Source organism: Mycobacterium zoologicum (assembly GCF_020181635.2).
Lineage (GTDB): Bacteria > Actinomycetota > Actinomycetes > Mycobacteriales > Mycobacteriaceae > Mycobacterium > Mycobacterium zoologicum.
In genome coordinates this window covers 1-23,066 of sequence record NZ_JAYJJS010000018.1, presented here as the reverse complement: position 1 = coordinate 23,066, position 23,066 = coordinate 1, and the positions used below count along the sequence as shown (strand labels likewise).

The 23,066-nt window shown below is 67.3% G+C and carries 19 protein-coding genes; 13 read left to right on the top strand and 6 right to left on the bottom strand.

Annotated elements, in window-relative coordinates:
- Positions 1–3 precede the first annotated feature (3 nt).
- From K6T84_RS15090 to K6T84_RS15075, 4 genes are all read right to left on the bottom strand, one after another.
- Entirely contained in the window at positions 4–864 is an 861-nt protein-coding gene (locus K6T84_RS15090) for an alpha/beta fold hydrolase (protein ID WP_224863707.1), read from the bottom strand.
- A gap of 10 nt (positions 865–874) precedes the next feature.
- Positions 875–1,966: an inositol-3-phosphate synthase gene (locus K6T84_RS15085; RefSeq protein WP_224863705.1), complete on the bottom strand. Its 1,092-nt coding sequence runs from the start codon at positions 1,964–1,966 to the stop codon at positions 875–877.
- A gap of 24 nt (positions 1,967–1,990) precedes the next feature.
- Positions 1,991–2,539, bottom strand: a complete 549-nt coding sequence (locus K6T84_RS15080; RefSeq protein WP_224863702.1) for a PadR family transcriptional regulator — start codon at positions 2,537–2,539, stop codon at positions 1,991–1,993.
- A 124-nt stretch (positions 2,540–2,663) separates the two neighbouring features.
- Positions 2,664–3,506 carry a DUF1707 SHOCT-like domain-containing protein gene (locus tag K6T84_RS15075; RefSeq protein ID WP_224863700.1) on the bottom strand — a complete coding sequence of 281 codons (843 nt, stop codon included), beginning with the start codon at positions 3,504–3,506 and terminating at the stop codon, positions 2,664–2,666.
- Between the two features lie 111 nt (positions 3,507–3,617).
- Here K6T84_RS15075 and K6T84_RS15070 point away from each other — a divergent pair, with 111 nt between their 5' ends.
- From K6T84_RS15070 to K6T84_RS15015, 12 genes are all read left to right on the top strand, one after another.
- Complete coding sequence (locus K6T84_RS15070; protein ID WP_224863698.1) at positions 3,618–4,043, top strand: DUF5318 family protein; 426 nt, start codon at positions 3,618–3,620, stop codon at positions 4,041–4,043.
- Positions 3,961–6,486: a transglycosylase domain-containing protein gene (locus tag K6T84_RS15065; RefSeq protein ID WP_255612418.1), complete on the top strand. Its 2,526-nt coding sequence runs from the start codon at positions 3,961–3,963 to the stop codon at positions 6,484–6,486. The genes K6T84_RS15070 and K6T84_RS15065 overlap by 83 nt, the downstream gene beginning before the upstream one ends.
- A gap of 112 nt (positions 6,487–6,598) precedes the next feature.
- A complete protein-coding gene (locus K6T84_RS15060; protein ID WP_408066121.1) occupies positions 6,599–8,995 on the top strand; it encodes a transglycosylase domain-containing protein in 2,397 nt (798 codons plus the stop codon).
- Between the two features lie 41 nt (positions 8,996–9,036).
- Positions 9,037–10,635 carry a glycosyltransferase family 87 protein gene (locus K6T84_RS15055; protein WP_225402087.1) on the top strand — a complete coding sequence of 533 codons (1,599 nt, stop codon included), beginning with the start codon at positions 9,037–9,039 and terminating at the stop codon, positions 10,633–10,635.
- A gap of 86 nt (positions 10,636–10,721) precedes the next feature.
- Complete coding sequence (gene rpsF, locus K6T84_RS15050) at positions 10,722–11,012, top strand: 30S ribosomal protein S6 (protein WP_225401031.1); 291 nt, start codon at positions 10,722–10,724, stop codon at positions 11,010–11,012.
- Between the two features lie 69 nt (positions 11,013–11,081).
- The gene (locus tag K6T84_RS15045; RefSeq protein WP_224863800.1) at positions 11,082–11,600 is read left to right on the top strand and encodes a single-stranded DNA-binding protein; all 519 of its coding nucleotides are present in this window, start codon (positions 11,082–11,084) and stop codon (positions 11,598–11,600) included.
- 33 nt (positions 11,601–11,633) lie between these two features.
- Entirely contained in the window at positions 11,634–11,888 is a 255-nt protein-coding gene (gene rpsR, locus K6T84_RS15040; protein ID WP_046285275.1) for a 30S ribosomal protein S18, read from the top strand.
- Between the two features lie 32 nt (positions 11,889–11,920).
- Positions 11,921–12,379 carry a 50S ribosomal protein L9 gene (gene rplI / locus K6T84_RS15035; protein ID WP_224863801.1) on the top strand — a complete coding sequence of 153 codons (459 nt, stop codon included), beginning with the start codon at positions 11,921–11,923 and terminating at the stop codon, positions 12,377–12,379.
- 483 nt (positions 12,380–12,862) lie between these two features.
- Complete coding sequence (locus K6T84_RS15030) at positions 12,863–15,940, top strand: replicative DNA helicase (RefSeq protein ID WP_225401030.1); 3,078 nt, start codon at positions 12,863–12,865, stop codon at positions 15,938–15,940.
- A gap of 433 nt (positions 15,941–16,373) precedes the next feature.
- Complete coding sequence (locus tag K6T84_RS15025; protein WP_225401029.1) at positions 16,374–17,393, top strand: hypothetical protein; 1,020 nt, start codon at positions 16,374–16,376, stop codon at positions 17,391–17,393.
- A gap of 144 nt (positions 17,394–17,537) precedes the next feature.
- Complete coding sequence (locus tag K6T84_RS15020) at positions 17,538–19,721, top strand: heavy metal translocating P-type ATPase (RefSeq protein ID WP_408066120.1); 2,184 nt, start codon at positions 17,538–17,540, stop codon at positions 19,719–19,721.
- Positions 19,722–19,866: 145 nt separating this feature from the next.
- Entirely contained in the window at positions 19,867–21,381 is a 1,515-nt protein-coding gene (locus tag K6T84_RS15015) for a multicopper oxidase family protein (protein ID WP_225401028.1), read from the top strand.
- A gap of 27 nt (positions 21,382–21,408) precedes the next feature.
- Here K6T84_RS15015 and K6T84_RS15010 read toward each other — a convergent pair whose 3' ends face one another.
- A complete protein-coding gene (locus K6T84_RS15010) occupies positions 21,409–21,546 on the bottom strand; it encodes a hypothetical protein (protein ID WP_225401027.1) in 138 nt (45 codons plus the stop codon).
- 359 nt (positions 21,547–21,905) lie between these two features.
- On the opposite strand from K6T84_RS15010, the gene ricR reads away from it, so the two are divergent.
- Positions 21,906–22,196, top strand: a complete 291-nt coding sequence (gene ricR, locus K6T84_RS15005) for a copper-sensing transcriptional repressor RicR (RefSeq protein ID WP_046189986.1) — start codon at positions 21,906–21,908, stop codon at positions 22,194–22,196.
- A 670-nt stretch (positions 22,197–22,866) separates the two neighbouring features.
- Here the strand turns inward: ricR and K6T84_RS15000 are convergent.
- On the bottom strand, positions 22,867–23,066 hold a 200-nt coding region (locus tag K6T84_RS15000), incomplete at its 5' end, for a hypothetical protein (RefSeq protein WP_329786701.1).

Sequence of the window (23,066 nt, the reverse complement as noted above, 5' to 3'; positions counted from 1 at the left end):
TCGTCACGGTAGCGCCGCGCGCAGCAGTTCGACCAGAGCGCGGGGCTGATCGCCCTGCACCGAATGCCCGGAACCGGCCACCACGTGCACGCTCAGACCCGGGCAACGCCGGGCGTACTCGGCGACATCGTCGTCGGTCACAAATCCCGAATCGCCGCCGCGGATCAGGGTCGTGGGGGCGGTGACCGCCGTGACGTCGTCCCAGAGCGGGGCGAAGTCGCCGACGGTGCGGATGGTGTCGTAGCGCCAGGTCCAGCGGCCGTCGGGCAGCTGTCGGGTGTTGTGAATCAGGCCGCGGCGCAGCGACTCCGGATCGCGACCCGGCGCCGCCATCTTCACCATGTCGAACATCGCGTCGAAGTCGGCAAAGCTGCGATCACCTTCGGCCAGGGCCACGGTTCCGCGATCGGCGGCGCTCATCTGCGAATGCCGCTGCAGCGCGGAGGGAGTCACGTCCACGATCGCCAGCCGACGAACCAGCTCCGGTGTGGTGGCGGCCATCCGGATCGCGGTCAGCCCGCCCAGTGACATGCCGACCACCAGTTCGGCGGCCGGTGCCAGCTCGCGCAGCACCGGCACCAGGGTGTCGGCGTTGCGCTGCGGCGAGTAGTCGCCGTCCTCGCGCCAGGCCGAGCGGCCGTGCCCGGGCAGGTCCACCGACAGTGCCGGTTCCCCGAGCCCGAGTGCGACGGTGTCCCAGGTGTGGGCGTTCTGCGCCCCGCCGTGCAGGAACACCACGCGCGCCGGCGCGGTCCCGAAGCGAAGTGCGCTGATGTCACCGCTCTGCACGCGCGCAACGGCGGGCAACGGACCGGTCACCCCGGCCTGTTCGGCGTTGCCGGCCAGCAGCGCGAACTCCGACATGCCGGGTCGCTCAGCCGACGATGAACTCTTCGAGTTCGGCGCGGGCGACGTCGTCGGCCAGCTGCTTGGGCGGGCTCTTCATCAGGTACGCCGATGCGGGCAGGATCGGGCCGCCGATACCGCGGTCCTTGGCGATCTTGGCGGCGCGCACGGCGTCGATGATGATGCCGGCCGAGTTGGGCGAGTCCCACACCTCGAGCTTGTACTCCAGGTTCAGCGGGGCGTCGCCGAACGCGCGGCCCTCCAGGCGCACGTAGGCCCACTTGCGGTCATCGAGCCAGGCGACGTGGTCGCTCGGGCCGATGTGCACGTTCTTGTCCTCGACCTTGCCGGCCAGCGAGCCGGTCAGGTTGGAGGTGACGGCCTGGGTCTTGGAGACCTTCTTGGACTCCAGCCGCTCGCGCTCGAGCATGTTCTTGAAGTCCATGTTGCCGCCGACGTTGAGCTGGTAGGTGCGGTCCAGCGTGACGCCGCGGTCCTCGAACAGCTTGGCCATCACGCGGTGGGTGATGGTGGCGCCGACCTGGCTCTTGATGTCGTCGCCGACGATCGGCACACCGGCGTCCTCGAACTTCTTGGCCCACACCGGGTCGGAGGCGATGAACACCGGCAGCGCGTTGACGAACGCCACGCCTGCGTCGATGGCGCACTGGGCGTAGAACTTGTCGGCCTCTTCGGAACCCACCGGCAGGTAGGACACCAGGACGTCGACCTTGGCCTCCCGCAGGGCGGCTACCACGTCGACGGCCTCGGTGTCGGAGACCTCGATGGTCTCGGCGTAGTACTTGCCGATGCCGTCCAGGGTCGGGCCGCGCTGCACGATCACGTTGGTCGGCGGCACGTCGGCGATCTTGATGGTGTTGTTCTCCGAGGCGAAGATGGCCTCGGACAAGTCGAAGCCGACCTTCTTGGCGTCCACGTCGAACGCGGCGACGAACTTGACGTCGCGAACGTGGTACGGGCCGAAGCGCACGTGCATCAGGCCGGGCACCGTCGAACTGTCGTCGGCGCCCTGGTAGTACTGGACGCCCTGGACCAGCGAGGACGCGCAGTTGCCGACGCCGACGATGGCGACTCGCACATCCGTCGTTTGCTCAGTCATTTTCGACGATCTCCTTTTTTGCTTTCACTGCTGATGTGCTGTGTTGTGCTGCCCCGCGGCCCGTTCGGCCGCGATCAGTTCGTTGAGCCACTTGACCTCCCGCTCACTGGACTCCAGTCCGAGCTGGTGCAGTCCGCGGCTGTAGCGGTCCACCGAGTTGCTGGCCCGCGTCACCGCGTTGCGCAGCCCTTCCCGGCGTTCCTCCACCTGGCGGCGCCGGCCTTCGAGAATCCGCATCCGCGCCTCGGCGGGGGTGCGGTTGAAGAACGCCAGGTGCACCCCGAAGCCGTCGTCGGTGTAGTTCTGCGGGCCGGTGTCGGCCACCAGTTCGTTGAAGCGCTGACGGCCGGCGTCGGTCATCCGGTAGACCCGGCGGGCCCGGCGCACCGGAGTTCCCGTCGGGGCGGCGTCCTCGACGATCATCCCGGCCGTCTGCATCCGCCGCAGGGCGGGATACAGCGAGCCGTAGGAGAACGCCCGGAACGCACCCAGCAGACCGGTCAACCGCTTACGCAGTTCGTAGCCGTGCATCGGTGACTCGAGCAGCAAGCCGAGGATGGCAAGCTCCAGCACTCGAGACACCTCCTATGATGTTCGGTTACGACCGGTCGACGGTTCGCGCCATAGTATCGCGCCGATATAACCAGACCTAACCGGTCATTATTCGCCAATTGTTGTGCTGTGGGAAATCAGCAGTTCAGGACGGGTAGTTGATCCGTTTGACGTTGCCGGCCCCGTCGAGGGAGATGTAGCCGCTGCCGAAGTCGCTGGAGACGTAGATCGACTGCGTGACCGTGCCCGGCTCGGTCGGATCCGTCGAGCCCTCGATGATCAGGTAGGTGGATTTGACCTCGGAGGCCTTGATTCCCAGGGTTTCGGGCGCTCCGCGCAGAATCCCCACCGTGGCCTTCATGTCGAACCTGCTCAGGTCGACCGCCGTGCCGCGGCTGCTGGTGGCCGAGCTGCTCGGGGAGTCCCATCCACCGCGGTAGGAGTAGTTGAGCTGGCGGCGCGGTTCGCCCGGGTCGGGCCGATCCAGCGACGCGTAGTCCGGGTAGACCACCAGCCGATAGCCCATGGTGTCGCCGAATTTCGTGCGGGCCTGCTCGAACAGCCCGCTCAGTCCGCCCAGCGAGTGCAGCTGCCGCGGCGGGGTGAGCACCACCGGAGTGACGCCGTCGGGCTTGGCGCCGGGGTCGGAGGTGAAGCTCAGCGGGGAGCTCGTATTGCCGTAGACCCCCCAGCCGATGCCGATGCCCACCAGGATCGCCGCCCCGAGCGCGCCCAGCGCCAGGCCGCGGCTGCCCATCTTGAGCGGTTTGGTCAGGGCGGGCAGCTGTACCGGAGCGTCGGCATTCTGCAGGTCGGCGACCAGCGCGTGCAGATCGCCGAGCGTCACCGCCCGGGTGGCCGCGCTGATCCGCTCGCGATGTTCCGCGCTGGACACCTGACCCTCGGCCAGCGCGCTGTCGAGGATGCGGCAGGTGTCGTCGCGGTCACTGTCCTTGGCGCGGGTCACGCTGGTCTGCCGTGTTGCCACGGCCACGATGGTAGAAGTTCGCGGCGGGTGACGACGGGCGAATCCGCCCGCGGGTGTGCGAAGGGGCGTTCATCGCTCCGGTCGCCTGCGACCCGACGTACTCTGGTCACCGTGCGATTGCAGCGACAGGTGGTGGACTACGCGCTTAGGCGTCGTTCCCTGCTGGCCGAGGTCTACTCCGGGCGTACCGGGGTGTCGGAGGTGTGCGACGCCAATCCGTATCTGCTGCGGGCGGCGAAGTACCACGGCAAGACCAGCGCGGTGGTCTGTCCGATCTGCCGCAAGGAGCCATTGACCCTGGTGTCGTGGGTGTACGGCGACAACCTGGGGCCGGTCTCGGGTTCGGCGCGCTCGGCCGAGGAGCTGGTGCTGCTGGCCACGCGCTACCCGGAATTCTCGGTGCACGTGGTCGAGGTGTGCCGCACCTGCAGCTGGAATCACCTGGTGAAGTCGTATGTGTTGGGCATCGCGCAGCCGCCCAAGGGGTCTCGGGGCCGCCGCCCGGCACGCAGTGGAGCCCGCACCGCCAGTGAGTAGACACAGCGACGACCCGCCGGAAGGTGCTCCGGTCGGGCCCGACGACCGGCACACCACGATCATCCCGGCGGTCGACGACAACGTCACCGTCGACCTGCGCGACCCGATCGACGCGGTTCGCGCCGCGCTCGACGGCTCCGCCCCGGAACGTGAGCCGGCGCTCAGCGGCCGCATCCCGCGTCGCGAGCCGCCGGCGAAGGACCCGCAGAAGCCGAAGCAAGAGCGCGAGCGCCCCGCCGCCCCGCACCCACTGGACCGGCTGCGCGGGCTGGGGATCAACTGGAAGTGGATCCGCCGGGGCTGCTACGCCGCCTTCGCGTTCATGCTGCTGCTGCCGGTGATCACCTTCGCGATGGCCTACTCGATCACCGACGTGCCCTCACCCGGTGACATCCGGACCAACCAGGTGTCGACGATCTTCGCCAAGGACGGCACGGAGCTCGCGAAAATCGTTCCGCCGGAAGGTAATCGGGTTGACATCAATATCAACCAGGTGCCGGTGTACGTCCGCAACGCGGTGCTGGCCGCCGAGGATCGCGACTTCTACTCCAACCCGGGCTTCTCGGTCTCCGGCTTCGCCCGGGCGATCAAGAACAACATCTTCGGCGGTGACACCCAGGGCGGTTCGACGATCACCCAGCAGTACGTCAAGAACGCCTTGGTCGGTGACGCGCGGGCTGGCTTGGGCGGGCTGGTCCGCAAGGCCAAGGAACTGGTGATCGCCACCAAGATGTCCAGTGAGTGGCCCAAAGACGATGTGCTGCAGGCCTATCTGAACATCATCTATTTCGGTCGCGGCTCGTACGGGATCGCCGCGGCGTCGCGCGCCTACTTCGACAAGCCCGTCGAGCAGCTGGATGTGGCCGAGGGGGCACTGCTGGCGGCGCTGATTCAGCGGCCGTCCACCCTGGACCCCGCCGTCGACCCCGAGGGCGCGGTGGAGCGGTGGAACTGGGTGCTCGACGGCATGGTGGAGACCGGCGCACTGTCCGCCGAAGAACGTGCCGGACAAGACTTTCCGATCACGGTCTCGCCGGATCTGGCCAAGTCGCAGAACGTCACCACCGGTCCCAACGGGCTGATCCAGCGCCAGGTCACCAAAGAACTGCTGGAGTTGTTCAACATCGACGAGGAGACACTGAACACCCAGGGTCTTCAGATCACCGCCACCATCGACCCCGAGGCGCAGGACGCCGCCGAGGATGCGGTGGACACCTATCTCAAGGACCAGATCCCCAACATGCGCACCGCGGTGGTCTCGATCGACCCTCGCTCCGGTGCGGTACGCGCCTACTACGGAGGCGCGGATGCCAACGGCTTCGACTTCGCCCAGGCGGGGCTGCAGACCGGCTCGTCGTTCAAGGTGTTCGCGCTGGTGGCCGCGCTGGAGCAGGGCATCGGGCTGGGGTATCAGATCGACAGTTCGCCGCTGACCGTCGAGAACGGCCGGATCAAGATCACCAACGCCGAGGGTGAGAGCTGCGGGACCTGCAACATCGCCGAGGCGCTCAAGCGCTCGCTGAACACCGCCTACTACCGGCTGATGCTCAAGCTCAAGAACGGTGCGCAGGACGTCGCCGACGCGGCGCATGCGGCCGGCGTCGCCAAGAGTTTCCCCGGTGTGCCGCATACCCTTTCGCAGGACGGCGGGCCGCCCGAGGGCGGTGTGGTCCTGGGGCAGTACCAGACCCGGGTGATCGACATGGCGTCGGCGTACGCCACGCTGGCCGACTCGGGGGTGTTCCACCCGCCGCATTTCGTACAGAAGGTGGTCAACGCCCACGGCGAGGTGCTCTTTGACGCCGACACCGCCGAGGACACCGGCGAGCAGCGCATCCCCAAGGCGGTCGCCGACAACGTCACCGCGGCCATGGCGCCGATCGCTGGCTGGTCGCGCGGGCACAATCTGGCCGGCGGGCGGCCGTCGGCGAGCAAGACCGGCACGACCCAGCTGGGCGACACCGGAGCCAACCGGGACGGGTGGATGGTCGGCTACACGCCGTCGCTGTCGACCGCGGTCTGGGTGGGCACCACCGGGGGCGACGAGCCGCTGGTGAACCAGTGGGGCGGCCCGGTGTACGGGGCGAGCATCCCCGCCGACATCTGGAAGGCCACCATGGACGGCGCCCTGCAGGGCACCACCAATGAGAGCTTCCCGACGCCGACCGAGATCGGCGGCTACGCGGGTGTGCCGTATGTGGCGCCACCGCCGCAGATGGATAACAGTCCGGTGCCGGCGCCGCCGCAGGAGACCGTCATCCAGCCGACCATCGAGATCGCCCCGGGCATCACCATTCCGATCGGCCCGCCCACCACGGTGCCGGTCGGCCCGCCTGCTCCGCAGCAACAGCCGCAGGCACCACCGCCGGCGGCACCACCGCCACCACCGGCCGGGGCCGAGCCACCTCCGCAGGGAGCTGAGCAGCAATCCCCGATCCCGTAGCGGGAGTTCACTTCTGGCCAGTTATCTGACGCGTTTGCGCGCCACCGGACGAGCGCCCACGTAATCTGTTCGTCATGCGACTGCAGCGACGCGTGGGATATGCCCGCCGATCGTGACGACTAACGGCCCGAGAGCGCCGGCACCCGGAAGCACCGAGGCAGAACACCGCGAACCACCGGTCGACGAGCAGCCGGAAGAGGCCGAGCCCGGCCAGCCGGATCTGCACGATCCCATCGACGAGGTGAAGGCCGCCCTGGCGCGGCCCCGGCCCGACGACGCAAAACCGGCGACCCCGGATGAGCCGGCGGCCGATGACGCCGCCAAGGAAGCCGACGAACGGGCGCGGCGCCGGGTGAACTGGGTGGTGGTGCGCCGCGTCGCCTACGCCGCGATCGCGCTGATGCTGGTGGCCCCGGTGATCACCTTCGGCATGGCCTATCACACGGTCGCGATCCCCGAACGCGACAGCATCCACACCACCCAGGTGTCGACGATCCTGGCGGCCGACGGCACCGAACTGGCGAAAATCGTTCCGCCGGACGGCAACCGGGTCGACGTCACCATCGACCAGGTGCCGGTCCACGTGCGCGACGCGGTGCTGGCCGCTGAGGACCGCGACTTCTACACCAACTCCGGCTACTCCTCCTCGGGGTTCTTCCGGGCGATCAAGAACAACCTGCTCGGTGGTGACACCCAGGGCGGCTCGACGATCACCCAGCAGTACGTCAAGAACGCCCTCGTCGGTGACGCCCGGGCCGGTCTGGGCGGCTTGATCCGCAAGGCCAAAGAGCTGGTGATCGCCACCAAGATGTCCGAGGAGTGGCCCAAGGACGAGGTGCTGGAGGCCTACCTCAACATCATCTACTTCGGTCGGACCACTTACGGGATCGCCGCGGCGGCGCGGGCGTACTTCGACAAGCGGGTCGAGGACCTGACCCTCTCCGAGGGTGCTTTACTGGCCGCGATCATCCAGCGGCCGTCCACTCTGGATCCGGCGATCAACCGCGAGCGGGCCGTCGCCCGGTGGAACTGGGTGCTCGACGGCATGGTGGAGACCGGTGCGCTGTCGTTGAGCGAACGTGCCAAGCAGTTCTTCCCCACCACCGTGCCACCGGATCAGGCGCGCAACGCCGACCGCGCCTCCGGGCCGAACGGGCTGATTCAGCGCCAGGTCACCGAAGAACTGCTCGACATGTTCGGCATGGACGAGCAGACGTTGAACTTCCAGGGCATGCGGGTCACCACCACCATCGACATGAAGGCGCAGCGCGCCGTCGAGAAGGCGGTGGGCTCGGTGATGGCAGGGCAGAAACCGAACATGCGCACCGCGGTGGTCTCGATCGACCCGCGCAACGGCGCGGTGAAGGCCTACTACGGCGGCGACGAGGCCGGCGGCTTCGACTTCGCCCAGGCCGGCCTGCAGACCGGGTCGTCGTTCAAGGTGTTCGCCCTGGTGGCCGCGCTCAAGCAGGGCATCGGTCTGGGCACCGAGATCGACAGCGGCCCTCTGACGGTCGGCAAGACCAAGATCAGCAACGTCGGCGGAGCCAGCTGCGGCACCTGCAACATCGCCGAGGCGCTCAAGCGCTCCCTCAACACGGTCTACTACCGGCTGATGCTCAAGCTCAAGCACGGCGCGAAGGATGTCGCCGACGCCGCGCACGAGGCCGGCGTCGCCGAGAGTTTCCCGGGCGTGCCGCACACCCTGTCGCAAGACGGACTGGGCGGGCCCCCGGAGAACGGCGTCGTGCTCGGGCAGTACCAGACCAGGGTGATCGACATGGCATCGGCGTACGCCACGCTGGCCGACTCGGGGATCTACCACCGGCCGTACTTCATCCAGAAGGTCGTGGGCGCCGACGGCCGGGTGCTCTACGACATCGCGGCGGCCAAGGACTCCGGCGAGCAACGCATCCCCAAGGCGGTCGCCGACAACGTCACTGACGCCATGAAGGCGATCCCGAGCTATTCGGGCGGGCACGACCTGGCCGGCCGGCCGGCGGCAGCCAAGACCGGCACCACCCAGCTGGGCGACACCGGGGCCAACCGGGACGCTTGGATGGTGGGCTACACCCCGACCCTGTCCACGGCGGTGTGGGTGGGCACCACCACCGGCGACGAGCCGCTGACCAACAAGTGGGGCGGGCCGGTGTACGGCGCGGGGCTGCCCGCCGACATCTGGAAAGCCAGCATGGACGGCGCGCTGTGGGGCGAGCCCGCGGTGCAGTTCCCCAAGCCCACCGACATCGGCGGCTTCGCCGGGGTGCCGGCTGCCACACCTGTACCGGTGCAGAACGACTGGTCCCCGGCGCCGCAGCAGGACTGGAACGAGCCGCCGCCGCCCCTGCCGCCGCTGCCGGAGCCGTTCGCGCCGCCGCCGCTACCGCCGCCGCCACCACCTCCACCACCGCCTCCACCGCCGCCGCCGCCGCCACCACCTCCGCCGCCGCCGCCACCACCGCCGCCGCCGGAGCCGCCGCCTCCGCCTCCGCCGGAAGCCGTGCCGTGACCGAAGAGATCGCCGAACGGCTGGTCCGTTCGCCACGCCGGATGGCCACGGACCTGCGCACCGCCGACGATCGAGACCTGCCGAGCCGCACCGACGCGCTCACCCATGCGCTATCGGGCACCATCGGCGGGCCGGTGGGCCGACACGCACTGATCGGGCGGACCCGGTTCATGACCCCACTGCGGGTGATGTTCCTGATCGCCGTGCTGTTTTTGGCCCTGGGCTGGACCAGTAAGGCGGCCTGCCTGCAGAGCGCCGGCACCGGTGGCCCCGACCAGCGGGTGGCCAACTGGGACAACGAGCGGGCCTACTTCGAGCTGTGCTACTCCGACGTCGTCCCGCTCTACACCGCCGAGCTGCTCGACCAGGGCAAGTTCCCCTACCGGTCCAGCTGGGTCGAGAAGGACGGCAAGGGCCAGGAGCAGACCCGCTACGACGGTGCGCCTGCGGTGCGCTACATGGAGTATCCGGTGGTCACCGGGCTCTACCAGTACGCCGCGATGGCGCTGGCCAAGACCTATACCGCGATCGCCAAGGTGCTGGCCATCCCGGCGCTGCTCGGGGTGGCCGAGGTGGTGGTGTTCTTCGACATCGTCGCGCTGGGCCTGGCGCTGGCCTGGCTGGCGACGGTGTGGGCCACGTCCGGGCTGGCCGGACGACGGATCTGGGATGCCGCCTTGGTGGCGGCCTCGCCACTGGTGATCTTCCAGATCTTCACCAACTTCGACGCGTTGGCCGTCGCGTTGGCCACCTGCGGGCTGCTGGCCTGGGCACGACGGCGGCCGACGGCCGCGGGGGTGCTGCTCGGGGTGGGCGCGGCGGCCAAGCTCTACCCGGTGCTGCTGCTGGGCCCGCTGCTGGTGCTGGGACTGCGCACCGGACGGCTGGCCGAGGTCAAGCGCACCGCGTCGACGGCGGCGCTGAGCTGGCTGGCGGTCAACCTGCCGGTGATGCTCTACGCGCCGCGTGGGTGGAGCGAATTCTTCCGGCTCAACTCCCGCCGCGGCGACGACATGGACTCGCTGTACAACGTGGTGAGATCACTGACCGGCTGGCGCGGGTTCGATGGCGACCTCGGGTTGTGGGAGCCGCCGGTGGTGCTCAACAGCGTAGTCGCGGTGTCGTTCGCGCTGTGCTGTGTCGGCATCGGCTACATCGCGCTGACCGCGCCGCGGCGGCCCCGGCTGGCGCAGCTGGCGTTCCTGCTGATCGCCGCGTTCCTGCTGACCAACAAGGTGTGGAGTCCGCAGTTCTCGCTGTGGCTGGTGCCGTTGGCGGTGCTGGCGTTGCCGCATCGCCGGCTGCTGTTGGCCTGGATGACCGTCGACGCGCTGGTGTGGGTGCCGCGGATGTACTACCTCTACAGCGTGCCGGACCGCAGCCTGCCCGAGCAGTGGTTCACCAGCGTGGTGCTGCTGCGTGACGTGGCGGTGTTCGGATTGTGCGTGCTGGTGATCCGGCAGATCTACCGCCCTCAGTGCGACTTGGTGCGGGCCCGCGGGTGGGCCGACGATCCCGCCGGCGGGGTGTTCGACGGCGCGCCGGACAACCCGCCGTCGTGGCTGCCGGCCCGGCTGCGCCCGTCGTCGGCGAGGACGCCCGTCCCGGCCGATTTCGTTCCGCAGCCCAGCCTCCGGTAGCCTGACCGGGTTGCCGACGCAGGCGACCCTCCTGCCGTGGTCACATCCACGGCCGCACTACGACCATAGGAGGTGATGAGGTTCCCATGCGTCCATACGAAATCATGGTCATCCTTGACCCCACTCTCGACGAGCGCACTGTCGCCCCGTCCTTGGAGACGTTCTTGAACGTCGTCCGCAAAGACGGTGGCACCGTGGACAAGGTCGACATCTGGGGCAGGCGCCGCCTGGCCTACGAGATCGCCAAGCATGCCGAGGGCATCTACGCGGTGATCGACGTCAAGGCGGCTCCGGCCACGGTGTCCGAACTTGACCGTCAGCTCGGCCTGAACGAGTCGGTGTTGCGCACCAAGGTGATGCGCACCGACAAGTCGTAGCCCGCTGTCGCCGCCGTTGCGTAGGCTCAGCTCCACATGCAGCGCGACACCGATCTATAGGAGGGCCCCGTGGCCATTGGTGACACCACGATCACCGTCGTCGGAAACCTGACGGCCGATCCGGATCTGCGGTTCACCCCCTCGGGGGCGGCAGTCGCCAACTTCACGGTGGCGTCCACTCCGCGGGTCTATGACCGGCAGAGCGGTGAGTGGAAGGACGGCGACGCGCTGTTCCTGCGGTGCAACATCTGGCGCGAGGCTGCCGAGAACGTGGCCGAGAGCCTCACCCGCGGCTCGCGGGTGATCGTCACCGGCCGGCTGCGGCAGCGGTCCTTCGAAACCCGCGAGGGGGAGAAGCGAACCGTCGTCGAGGTCGAGGTCGACGAGATCGGTCCGTCGCTGAAGTACGCGACCGCCAAGGTCAACAAGGCCAGCCGCGGCGGCGGTGGCGGGGGCTTCGGCGGCGGTGGCGGCGCGCCGTCTCAGGCGTCGGGAATGTCCGCCGGTGGCGCCCCCGCGGAGGACCCGTGGGGCAGTGCTCCGGCGTCCGGCTCCTTCGGTGGCGCCGACGACGAACCGCCCTTCTGAACTAACGAACCACAGCACGAAAGAGACAGGTAGATGGCCAAATCCAACAAGCGGCGTCCGGCTCCCGAGAAGCCGATCAAGACTCGCAAGTGCGCGTTCTGCTCTAACAAGAAGCAGGTGATCGACTACAAGGACACCTCGCTGCTGCGCACCTACATCAGTGAGCGGGGCAAGATCCGCGCCCGCCGGGTGACCGGCAACTGCGTTCAGCACCAGCGCGACGTCGCGCTCGCGGTGAAGAACGCCCGCGAGGTCGCGTTGCTGCCCTTCACCTCGTCGGCGCGCTAGCCGATCGCATAAGTCAGAGAAAGTACGAAACGATGAAGCTGATTTTGACCGCCGAGGTGGACCACCTCGGAGCGGCCGGAGACTCTGTCGAGGTCAAGGACGGATACGGCCGTAACTACCTGCTCCCGCGGGGGCTGGCGATCGTCGCCTCGCGCGGCGCGCAGAAGCAGGCCGACGACATCCGCCGGGCCCGCGAGACCAAGCAGGTGCGCGACCTGGACCACGCCAAGGAGCTCAAGGAGGCTTTGCAGGCGCTGGGCACCGTCACGCTGCCGGTGAAGACCGCTGGCGACTCGGGCAAGCTGTTCGGCTCGGTGACCGCCGCTGACGTGGTGGCCGCGATCAAGAAGGCCGGCGGACCGAACCTGGACCGGCGGATCGTGCGGTTGCCCAAGGCGCACATCAAGTCCGTCGGCAGCCACCCGGTGTCGGTGCACCTGCACCACGACGTGAACGTCGACGTCACGCTCGACGTCACCGCGGCGAACTAAGCAAGACATTCAGCAGCCCCGGTGGTCCCTGGTTGGGACCGCCGGGGCTTTGCTGTGCCGAATTTGAGTTAACTTCAATTAACTCCGGCAAACATTTGGCCGGTGTGGTAGCGCGAGGCCTGTTCACCTGACGGTGGAACGACGTCTACCCGTCGGCAAGACAACACGCCCAAGGTGTCTACCTGAGCCGACACGCCGAAGGGATTGTCCTCCACAGCCCCGGGCGCCCTGCGTGGTGCGCTTACCTGCAGTGATGACCGGCCGCGGAGCGTTGCTCCACAAGTCTTCCCCACCATCCCAAACAAGTGGAGGGCCGGTGTACACACGTCATCCACACCTTTGTGAACAAGCCCGGTTGTTGCGCCTGCCAGCAACGCCTAGCGTCAACCCGGCACGACGCGGCGAGGTTTGTCAGAGCCTGCGGATATGGTCGGGCATATGCGTCGAATAGACGTTCGATCATGCGGCGAAGGAGGCGAGCGGATGGCGGTTGTCGACGACCGTGGGCAGTCTGAGCTCGAGGAACCGCCCCGTGAGGACGTCGGCCGTCAGCCACCCCAGGACGTCGCCGCCGAACAGTCGGTGCTCGGTGGGATGCTGCTGTCCAAGGACGCCATCGCCGACGTGCTGGAGCGGCTGCGCCCCAGCGACTTCTACCGCCCGGTGCACCAGAACATCTACGACGCGATCCTGGACCTCTACGGCCGCGGTGAGCCCGCTGACGCGGTGACGGTGGCCGCCGAGCTGGACCGCCGGGGCCTGCTGCGCCGGGTGGGCGGCGCCCCCTATCTGCACACCCTGATCTCCACGGTGCCCACGGCCGCCAACGCCGGCTACTACGCCGGGATCGTCTCGGAGAAGGCGATCCTGCGCCGCCTGGTGGAGGCCGGTACCCGGGTGGTGCAGTACGGCTACGCCGGCGCGGAGGGCGCCGATGTGGCCGAGGTGGTCGATCGCGCCCAGGCCGAGATCTACGACGTCGCCGACCGCCGGCTCTCGGAGGACTTCGTCCCCCTGGAAGACCTGCTGCAGCCCACCATGGACGAGATCGACGCGATCGCCTCGCACGGCGGCATCGCGCGCGGTGTGCCGACCGGGTTCACCGATCTGGATGAGGTGACCAACGGGCTGCACCCGGGGCAGATGGTGATCATCGCGGCGCGGCCGGGCATGGGGAAGGCACTGTGCTTGAAGACGCCCCTGGCCACCCCAACGGGGTGGACCACGATGGGCGAGGTGGCGGTCGGTGATCAGTTGCTGGACGCCGACGGGCAGCCCACCCGCGTCGTGGCCGCCACCGGCATCCTGTTGGGCCGGCCCTGTTACGAAGTCGAGTTCTCCGACGGAACGGTGATCGTCGCCGACGCCGAGCATCTGTGGCCGACGGACGCGGGTGTGCGGACTACCGCGCAGTTGCGCTGCGGGCTGGACCGGATCGCCCCGGCGGGTTCGGCGGTGCGGGCCGGTGGGGGCACCGCGCTGCTGGCGCCGGCGTTGAGCCTGGTGTCGGTGCGGCGGGTGCCCAGCGTGGCGGTGCGCTGCGTGCAGGTGGACAACCCGGAGCGGCTCTACCTGGCCGGCCGAGGCATGGTGCCGACCCACAACTCCACGCTGGCCCTGGACTTCATGCGGTCGTGCTCGATCAAGAACCGACTGCCCAGCGTCATCTTCTCCCTGGAAATGGGCAAGTCCGAGATCGTGATGCGGCTGCTGTCGGCCGAGGCGAAGATCAAGCTGGGCGACATGCGCTCGGGCCGGATGACCGACGACGACTGGACCCGGCTGGCCCGGCGGATGAGTGAGATCAGCGAAGCGCCGCTCTACATCGACGACTCACCGAACCTGACCATGATGGAGATACGCGCCAAGGCCCGCCGGCTCAAGCAGAAGGCCGACCTGCGCCTGGTGGTGGTCGACTACCTGCAGCTGATGTCCTCGGGCAAGAAGGTCGAGTCGCGCCAGATCGAGGTCTCGGAGTTCTCCCGGCACCTCAAGCTGCTGGCCAAGGAGCTGGAGCTTCCGGTGATTGCGCTCAGCCAGCTCAACCGTGGGCCCGAGCAGCGCACCGACAAGAAGCCGATGCTCTCGGATCTGCGTGAATCGGGCTGCCTGACCGCCTCGACGCGAATCCTGCGGGCCGACAACGGCTCCGAGGTCACCCTGGGCGAGTTGATGCGGACGGGGGAGCGCCCCCTGGTGTGGTCGCTGGATGAGCGGCTGCGGATGGTGGCCCGGCCGATGACCAACGTGTTCCCCAGCGGACACCGCGAGGTGTTCAAGCTGCGGATGGCCTCGGGCCGTGAGGTCGAGGCCACCGCGAATCACCCGTTCCTCACGCTGGACGGTTGGGTTGCGTTGGGCGACTTGAACGTCGGGGACCGCCTGGCGGTGCCGCGGCGGGTGCCCGAGCCGGTAGAGACCACGCGGATGGAAAACAGCGAGGTCATTCTGCTGGCGCACATGATCGGCGACGGGTCGTGCGTGAAGAACCAGCCGATCCGGTATGCGTCGATCGACGAGGCGAACCTGACCGCGGTGACCGCGGCGGCCATGCACTTCGGGGTGATGGCGGTGCGCGACGAGTACCCGGCGGCGCGGGTGACCACGTTGCGGCTGCCGGCGCCGTTCCACCTGACGCACGGTAAGCGCAATCCGATCGCGGCGTGGCTCGATGGGCTGGGGCTGTTCGGCAAGCGCAGCTACGAGAAGTTCGTGCCGCAAGAGGTTTTCGCGCTGCCGAACGATCAGGTGGCGCTGTTCCTGCGGCACCTGTGGGCCACCGACGGATCGGTGATTTGGGACGCCAAGCGCAGTATCGGCCGGATCTACTACGCGTCGACCAGTCGCCAGCTGATTGATGACGTGGCGGCCCTGCTGTCACGGGTGGGGGTGTTCGGCCGGATCAAGCGGGTACCCAAGGCCGGCTATCGCGACTCGTGGCACCTGGTCATCTACGGCGCCGAGCATCAAGTGCGGTTCCTGCACAACGTCGGTGCCCAGGGCGCTAAGGCGGTGGGAGCCAAGGAGATTCTGTCGCACCTGCAAGGCGTGGCACGTAACCCCAACCTGGACACCGTCCCCAAGGAGGTCTGGGCGCAGGTCCGCCGGGCACTGGCCGATCAGCAGATGACCCAACGCGAATTCGCCGTGGCCATGGACACCAAGTACTGCGGGTCGACCATGTGGAAACATGCGCCGAGCCGGGACCGGCTGCACCGCGCCGCCGCGGTGCTCGAAGACTTGGACATCCACGCGATCGCAACCAGCGACGTGTTCTGGGACAGCATCGTCGAGATCACCAGCATCGGCGAGCACGATGTGTTCGACGGAACCGTGGACGGCACACATAACTTTGTGGCGCAAGGGATTTCGGTCCATAACTCGCTTGAACAAGATGCGGATATGGTCATCCTGCTGCACCGTCCGGACGCGTTCGAACGTGACGACCCGCGTGGCGGTGAGGCGGACCTGATCCTGGCCAAGCACCGCAACGGTCCGACGAAGACCGTGACGGTGGCGCACCAGCTGCATTTGTCGCGGTTTACGAACATGGCGCACTGAGGGAGAACTTTGTAGGGTCTCACGCTCCGTGTCATTTTCTCAACGGTGGTGTCATGTCCTTGTCATGTGTCTCACGAACGTGTCATGCGGGTAGACGCATATTTCGGAGTGTTCGCTGACGGACCGGGGTAAAGGGAATCCCAACTCCAATTCGGGTCGACCCGGCACCGCAGACACCGACCAGAACTCCCGAATCAGACAGAGCCACAGCCCATTTGCTCACACTGTCGCGATCGCCGGCTAGCACCAGCGCCTTGAGTCCGAATCGGGTGCGCACGACCTGGACGATGTCGGTGAACGCGACCGGGCACTAGGGGTACTTAGGGTAGGGTACCCTATATACGTACCCTATACGGGTATACCGCATATGTTCTGTTCACAGTTGGCGTGCGCTCGCTCAAGGCGCACGCACATACTTAGCAAGGGAGATGTCGTGTCATTAGTTCTTGGATCCGCTCCGACCGGATCCGGCGCCACCCGCACGAGCCGATTCGCGGCAGCAGGTGTCGCCTTGGTAGGAACCGGCCTGATTCTCGTCAATCCGGCCGCACCCGTTCCGCCCGATATTCAGCACAGATATGTTCACCTGACCGCTGGTGCCGACGACTTCATGGGCTGGTCCTCGGTATTCGAGCGGGCGGGGGAGAACCTCGACGCATTGTTCAGCAACTCCAACATCCCCGCGCTGCTGGAGCAGATCGGTGGCAACCTGACGGACTACGGCCAGCTGATCATCGGCATGGAAAACGTCCCGCTCGACGTGAGAATCGTCGATGGAGAACCCATGACCAGGTTCGTCACCTCAGGTTTTGCGGGTGTCGGCGAGGCGTTGCAGAAGATGATTTTTGGAGTTGAAAGCGACCCCTTCAAGTACCCGGGGCTGGAAACTCTGTTCGAACGCATGGCCGGCTACGCCGCGGACGGCAACGCTTTCGGGGTCTTCAACGACCTCAACCTCTGGACGCTCTACGGACTCGAGGACATCGGGAAGGCTATGGCTCCCGTGCTGTCCATTCCCGCCAGGATGCTGGAGAACCTCTCGAGCGCCGTTTCCGAGTTTGTCGGGCCCCTCGACGCGTGGTCCTTCATAAAGGAATTCAGCGGGACTCAGATGGAACCGCTGATCGGGGTCTTTTACCAGCTGGCGAACACCATCACACAGGCTGTCGGCGGAGACCTGAATGCGCTGCTCAGCGCCCCCGCCGATCTCATGAACGCCCTGATCAATGGGTGGGAGGTCCCCGACACTCCAAACGTGTTCGTTGGGCTGCTCAATGACGGAAGCATCTTTGACGCGCTGCTGGTGGACTGGCCGGCACGGCTGGCCGAAGCGCTTACGGTGGGCACGGCGGATCTGCCGACCAACGCGGCCAGCGCCGCGGCGGACGCCGTCGACCCCGGCGCCTTCCTGGACCTGTTTGGGTCCGGGGACGTGCTGAGCGGTCTCTTCTAGCGCTGGACGGCGGGCGGGACGGACTGCTACCGGTTCGTCTCGCCTCGCCGCGCCGACGCAGCCCGGCGCGCGCGCCCACCAGAGGGAGTGCGGCATCCACTGACGGCTTGCCATCAATACCCCATACGGGTATATGTTGGCGGTATGACTGCTCACCACGAACACGGTCACGCCATGCTGATGGACGCCGATGCCCCGCCTCACGCCGACCACGCTGGTCACGGTCACGGTCACGGTCACGGTCACGGGGATCATGCCGCGCAGTTCCGGCGACTGTTCTGGGTGATGCTGATACTCGCGATCCCGACCGTTGGGCTGTCGGGCATGTTCGCGATGATCGTCGGCTACACGATTCCGGCGCTCCCTGGCGTGGCTTGGGCGGCACCCATTCTCGGCACGATCATGTACCTCTGGGGTGGCGCGCCCTTTTTAACGGGGGCGGTCAGCGAGATCCGTTCGCGGGCACCAGGAATGATGCTGCTGATCGGCTTGGCGATCACGGTGGCGTTTGTGGCGTCGTGGGGTGCCAGCCTCGGCGTGCTGAGTCGGCAGTTGGAGTTCTGGTGGGAACTGGCGCTGTTGATCGTGATCATGTTGCTCGGTCATTGGCTGGAGATGCGGTCGCTGGCGCAGACGACGTCGGCGCTGGACTCATTGGCGGCATTGTTGCCCGATGAAGCCGAGCGCGTCGAGGGGGACACGGTGGTCACCGTCGCGCCTGCCGACCTGCGGGTGGGTGATCTGGTGGTGGTGCGACCGGGTGGCACCGTCCCGGCTGACGGCGCCGTGGTCGAGGGCGTCGCCGAAGTCGACGAGTCCATGGTCACCGGTGAATCGCGCCCGGTGCGCCGCTCAGCTGGGGATCCCGTGGTTGCCGGGACGGTCGCCACAGACTCCGGGTTGCGGGTCGAGATCACCGCGGTCGGTGACCAGACGGCGTTGGCCGGGATCCAGCGGCTGGTAATGCAGGCGCAGAACTCGTCGTCACGGGCGCAGCGGCTCGCCGATGTCGCCGCCGGGTGGTTGTTCTGGTTCGCGTTGGGCGCGGCGGTCATCACCGCGGTGGTGTGGGGCTTGCTGGGTTATCCGGATCAGGCGGTGACCCGGGTGATCACCGTGTTGGTGATTGCCTGCCCGCACGCGCTGGGGCTGGCCATCCCGTTGGTGGTGTCGATTGCCACCGAGCGGGCCGCCCGCGGCGGCGTACTCATCAAAGACCGGCTGGCGCTGGAAAGTATGCGCACGGTCAACGTGGTGCTGTTCGACAAGACCGGCACCTTGACCAAGGGTGAGCCGGCGGTGACCGACGTCATCGCCCAAGCCGGTGCCCCTGACTTTTCCGAAGACCAGGTGCTGGCCCTGGCGGCCGCCGCCGAATCCGATAGCGAGCACCCACTGGCTCGCGCGATCATGGACGCAGCCCGCTGGCGCGAGCTGTCGGTGCCCAAGGCGAGTGGCTTCGCGTCGTCGCCGGCCATCGGGGTGACCGCCACGGTCGGTGGCCGGGTCGTGCACGTCGGTGGCCCCTCGATGCTGGCAGAGCAGCACCTCGACGAATTGCCGCAGGTGCAGCCGTGGCGCGACGAGGGCGCGATCATCTTGCACGTGGTAGCCGACGGCGCGGTGATCGGGGCATTGAAGCTGGCCGATGCGGTGCGCGAGGAGTCCGTGCAGGCCGTCAACGCCCTACACCGGCTCGGTATCCGCGTCGCGATGGTCACCGGCGACGCCGATGCGGTCGCGCACGCGGTGGCCGGCGAGCTGGGCATCGACCGGGTGTTCGCCGGAGTGCGTCCCGAGGACAAGGCGGGAAAGGTGACCGAGCTGCAGCGCGAGGGCTTCAAGGTGGCCATGGTCGGTGACGGTGTCAACGACGCGCCCGCGCTGGCCCAAGCTGACGTGGGCATCGCGATCGGCGCCGGCACTGATGTCGCGATCGCCTCCGCGGGCGTGATCTTGGCCAGCTCGGATCCGCGGTCGGTGCTCTCGGTCATCGAACTGTCCAAGGCGACATACCGCAAGATGACCCAGAATCTGTTGTGGGCAGCCGGCTACAACGTGGTCGCGGTCCCGCTGGCCGCCGGTGTGCTGGCCCCGGTGGGCTTCGTGTTGCCCATGTCGGTGGGCGCGGTCCTGATGTCGCTGTCGACCATTGTCGTCGCGCTCAACGCCCAGCTGCTGCGGCGCCTAGACCTGCGCCCGGACGTCAGCGTCGCTGCGCTGCCGTCTGCGCGTGCTGACCACGCACATCAGGCACATCAGGCACATGGCCACGGTGGTAGCGGGCATCAGCAGTCGGCCGACGCGGGGCAGCAAGGCCGGCCGTAGGGCCACGACGCGTGAGCCAGCAGCAGACGAGCAGAAGGCACTGCCGGACACGCCTCCGCGACAGCGGCGTGTGTACCGGCGGGGGCCGATCAGCAATAGCAGGAGCCCTGACCGGATGGCGGGCACCAAGGATAAGGGAGTGGGCGTGACCGGATCGACGGGGAATGACCTTCGGCTGAACCGGCGGGTATTTGTCACCGCCTCGCTGGTCGGCGGAGCCGGATTGGTGCTGGCCGCCTGTGGCCGCTCGACGAACCCGGCCGCGTCCAACCTTGATGCGGCGATCGCCGCTGCCGAAGCGGCCCGCCCTCACACCGGACGTACCGTGACCGCCACGCTGACACCCCAACCGGCGACCATCGACCTCGGCGGCCGGCTCGCGCGGACCCTCGCCTACGGCGACACTCTCCCTGGCCCGCTGATCCGGGCCAATGTCGGCGACGAACTCGCTGTCACGGTCGCCAACCGGCTCGATCACCCCACCTCGGTGCACTGGCACGGCATTGCGCTGCGCAACGACATGGACGGCGCTACCCCCGCCTCCGCCAACATCGCGGCCGGCACCGATTTCACCTATCGGTTCTCGCTGCCGGATCCGGGTACCTACTGGGCGCACCCGCACACCGGCCTGGACGCCGACACCGGCCTGTACTTTCCGGTGATTGTCGATGACCCCGCTGAGCCGGGCAACTACGACGCCGAATGGATTGTGGTCCTCGATGACTGGACCGACGGGATCGGCAAAAGCCCCCAACAGATCTACGACGACCTGCGCGGCGGGCATCACATGCCCTCGATGGACACCATGCCCGGTATGCCCGGCATGCCTGGCATGCCCGCCGCGTCGAGCGATCTTCTGGGTGGCGACGCCGGCGACGTCACCTACCCGCACTACCTGGTCAACGGGCGCATCCCCGCCGCACCGACTGTCTTCGACGCCAAACCTGGGCAGCGGATCCGGATCCGGTTCATCAACGCCGGCTCCGACACCGCCTTCCGGGTGGCGCTGGCCGGACATGCCATGACGGTCACACACACCGACGGGTATCCGGTCGTGCCCACCGAGGTCGACGCGCTGCTGCTCGGGATGGGGGAACGCTACGACGTCATCGTCACCGCCGGCGACGGCGTGTTCCCCCTGGTGGCGCTGGCCGAAGGCAAGAACGCGCTCGGACGGGCGCTGCTGTCCACCGGGGCCGGCGCACCCCCTAACGCCGATTTTCAGCCGCCCGAACTCAACCGCCGGGTCGGCACCATCGACATGTTCACCGCCACACCGGCCGCCGGGCTGGCGTCGGCGAACTCCGACGTCGACCTCGCCATTGATCTGACCGGTTCGATGATGCAATACGACTGGGGCATCAACGGCAAGCCCTACCCCGACAACCCGCCGCTGATCATCAAGCAGGGGCAGCGAGCCACCCTGGGGTTCACCAACTCCACGGCGATGTGGCACCCCGTGCACGTGCACGGCCACACGTTCCAAATCATCAAACCCGATGGCAGCCTGGGGTCGCGCAAAGACACCGTCATCGTGTTGCCCCAGCAGAAAGTCAGCGCCGTGCTGGTTGCCGACAACCCCGGCGACTGGATGATCCACTGCCACAACACCTACCACCAAGACGCCGGCATGATGACCAGCCTCAACTACACCAACTAATGTCGTGCGACTGCTCGCGCCCGATCGTTACGTTGCGCCGAACTGGCCGTGGTCGATCCGCTCGTGCCGGTGGTCGGCGATCCGGATGATCTCGTCTGTGACCAGTTGTGGTTCGGTCAGGAACCACTTGGTGCTTCGAGCGCACCGCTGCGACGTGACGGGCACCTAGGCGCGCTACCGTCGCGCAGTGCGCCACCACGAACGGAATGGGCCTGTCGAAGATCGTCGAGCACTGGCAACTCGCTGACCGCGCGCTACCCGCACAGTGCTGGGATCACCGAGTATTGGCCGAGGATCCCGTAGCAACCAAGGTACAGGTAGGTGCCGGTGCGCCCATCTACATCCGGGTACCCCCATGGGGTAGGTACCATGGCTGTATGAAGCTGGCCGATCTTTTTCGTTCCCGCGGCCTTGGCCTTGGGCTGGTCGCGCTGGAATGCCGTCGATGCTCGGCCATCGGGGCCCTATCCCGATGACCAAACGTGGTCGAGATCGGTCCGACAATGAGAACGCCGGGAGGCTAGATGACAACCGCACACGGATATTCGGCGCAGAAGGACAACTACGCCAAGCGGCTGCGCCGCATCGAAGGTCAGGTGCGCGGCATCGCCAAGATGATCGAAGATGACAAGTACTGCATTGATGTCCTCACCCAGATCAGCGCGGTCAACAGTGCTATGCGCTCGGTGGCGCTGAGCCTGCTCGATGAGCACCTCGAACACTGCGTGACCCGCGCGGTCGCCGAGGGCGGGGGCGAGGCCCAGGCGAAACTGACCGAAGCCTCCGCCGCCATCGCGCGCCTCGTGCGCTCCTGATCGCCACGGCGAGATCGGGCCGTAGCGGCCGGCCCGGGCGTGACCGCATCCGGCCATTTGACGCCGCAGAAACCTTGACACTCATACCCTACCTGGGTATGGTTGAAGTTATGAACGAAACCAAAGAAGCCGAAGCCACTTGTTGCAAAGCCGGCACCTGCAATTGCGGTGACGCCTCGTGCACCCAAGGCCCGGGCTGCCAGTGCGGTCATCCCTCCTGCACCTGCAACGACTGATCAACCAGCACCGCGACGATTCTTCCCCCTTGGCCTGGATTCGCTAGCCGCGACAGAAGGCCAAGGGGTGCGGTGCTGGCCGAGCCCTGGTGACACGGTCCGCTTGAAGTGATCCAGGCAAGCCGGCCGTTCGGTGGAACATGGGCGATGCCGATGTTCCACCTCCACCACCGCTGAGTGCCGCGGACCAAGAACTTGATCTGGGCGGCGACAATGCCGCGTTCGCCCAGCAGGCCACCGCCACATCACCACCGCCCGGGCAGGACCCAAAGCGGCCGATGGTTTATGGGAAACATTCACCCAACGGAGCTGTCGAATCGGACGGGTCAGCCGCTCGGCGCGGAATCAGCAGCAGACGAACTGTAAGGCAGATTTGATGGACACCGCGCAGGGCGCAGGCCGGTACGGACTCACGAGACTGTCATGTCCCGGACCTAAACAAGCAGCACCTTCGCTGGTGTCGGCGCCACGCGCAGCGTTCGCCAGGTCACGACGACCTGCTTCGTGATCGACGACCTCGCGCTGCGGTGGATCGTCACCGCCCTGTTCGCCGCTGGCATCGCTGGATACGCGTATATCTGAGTGTGGTCACCTGAGTTGGCCCCAGTTGGGTCGGTTTTCTTCACGAATTTTG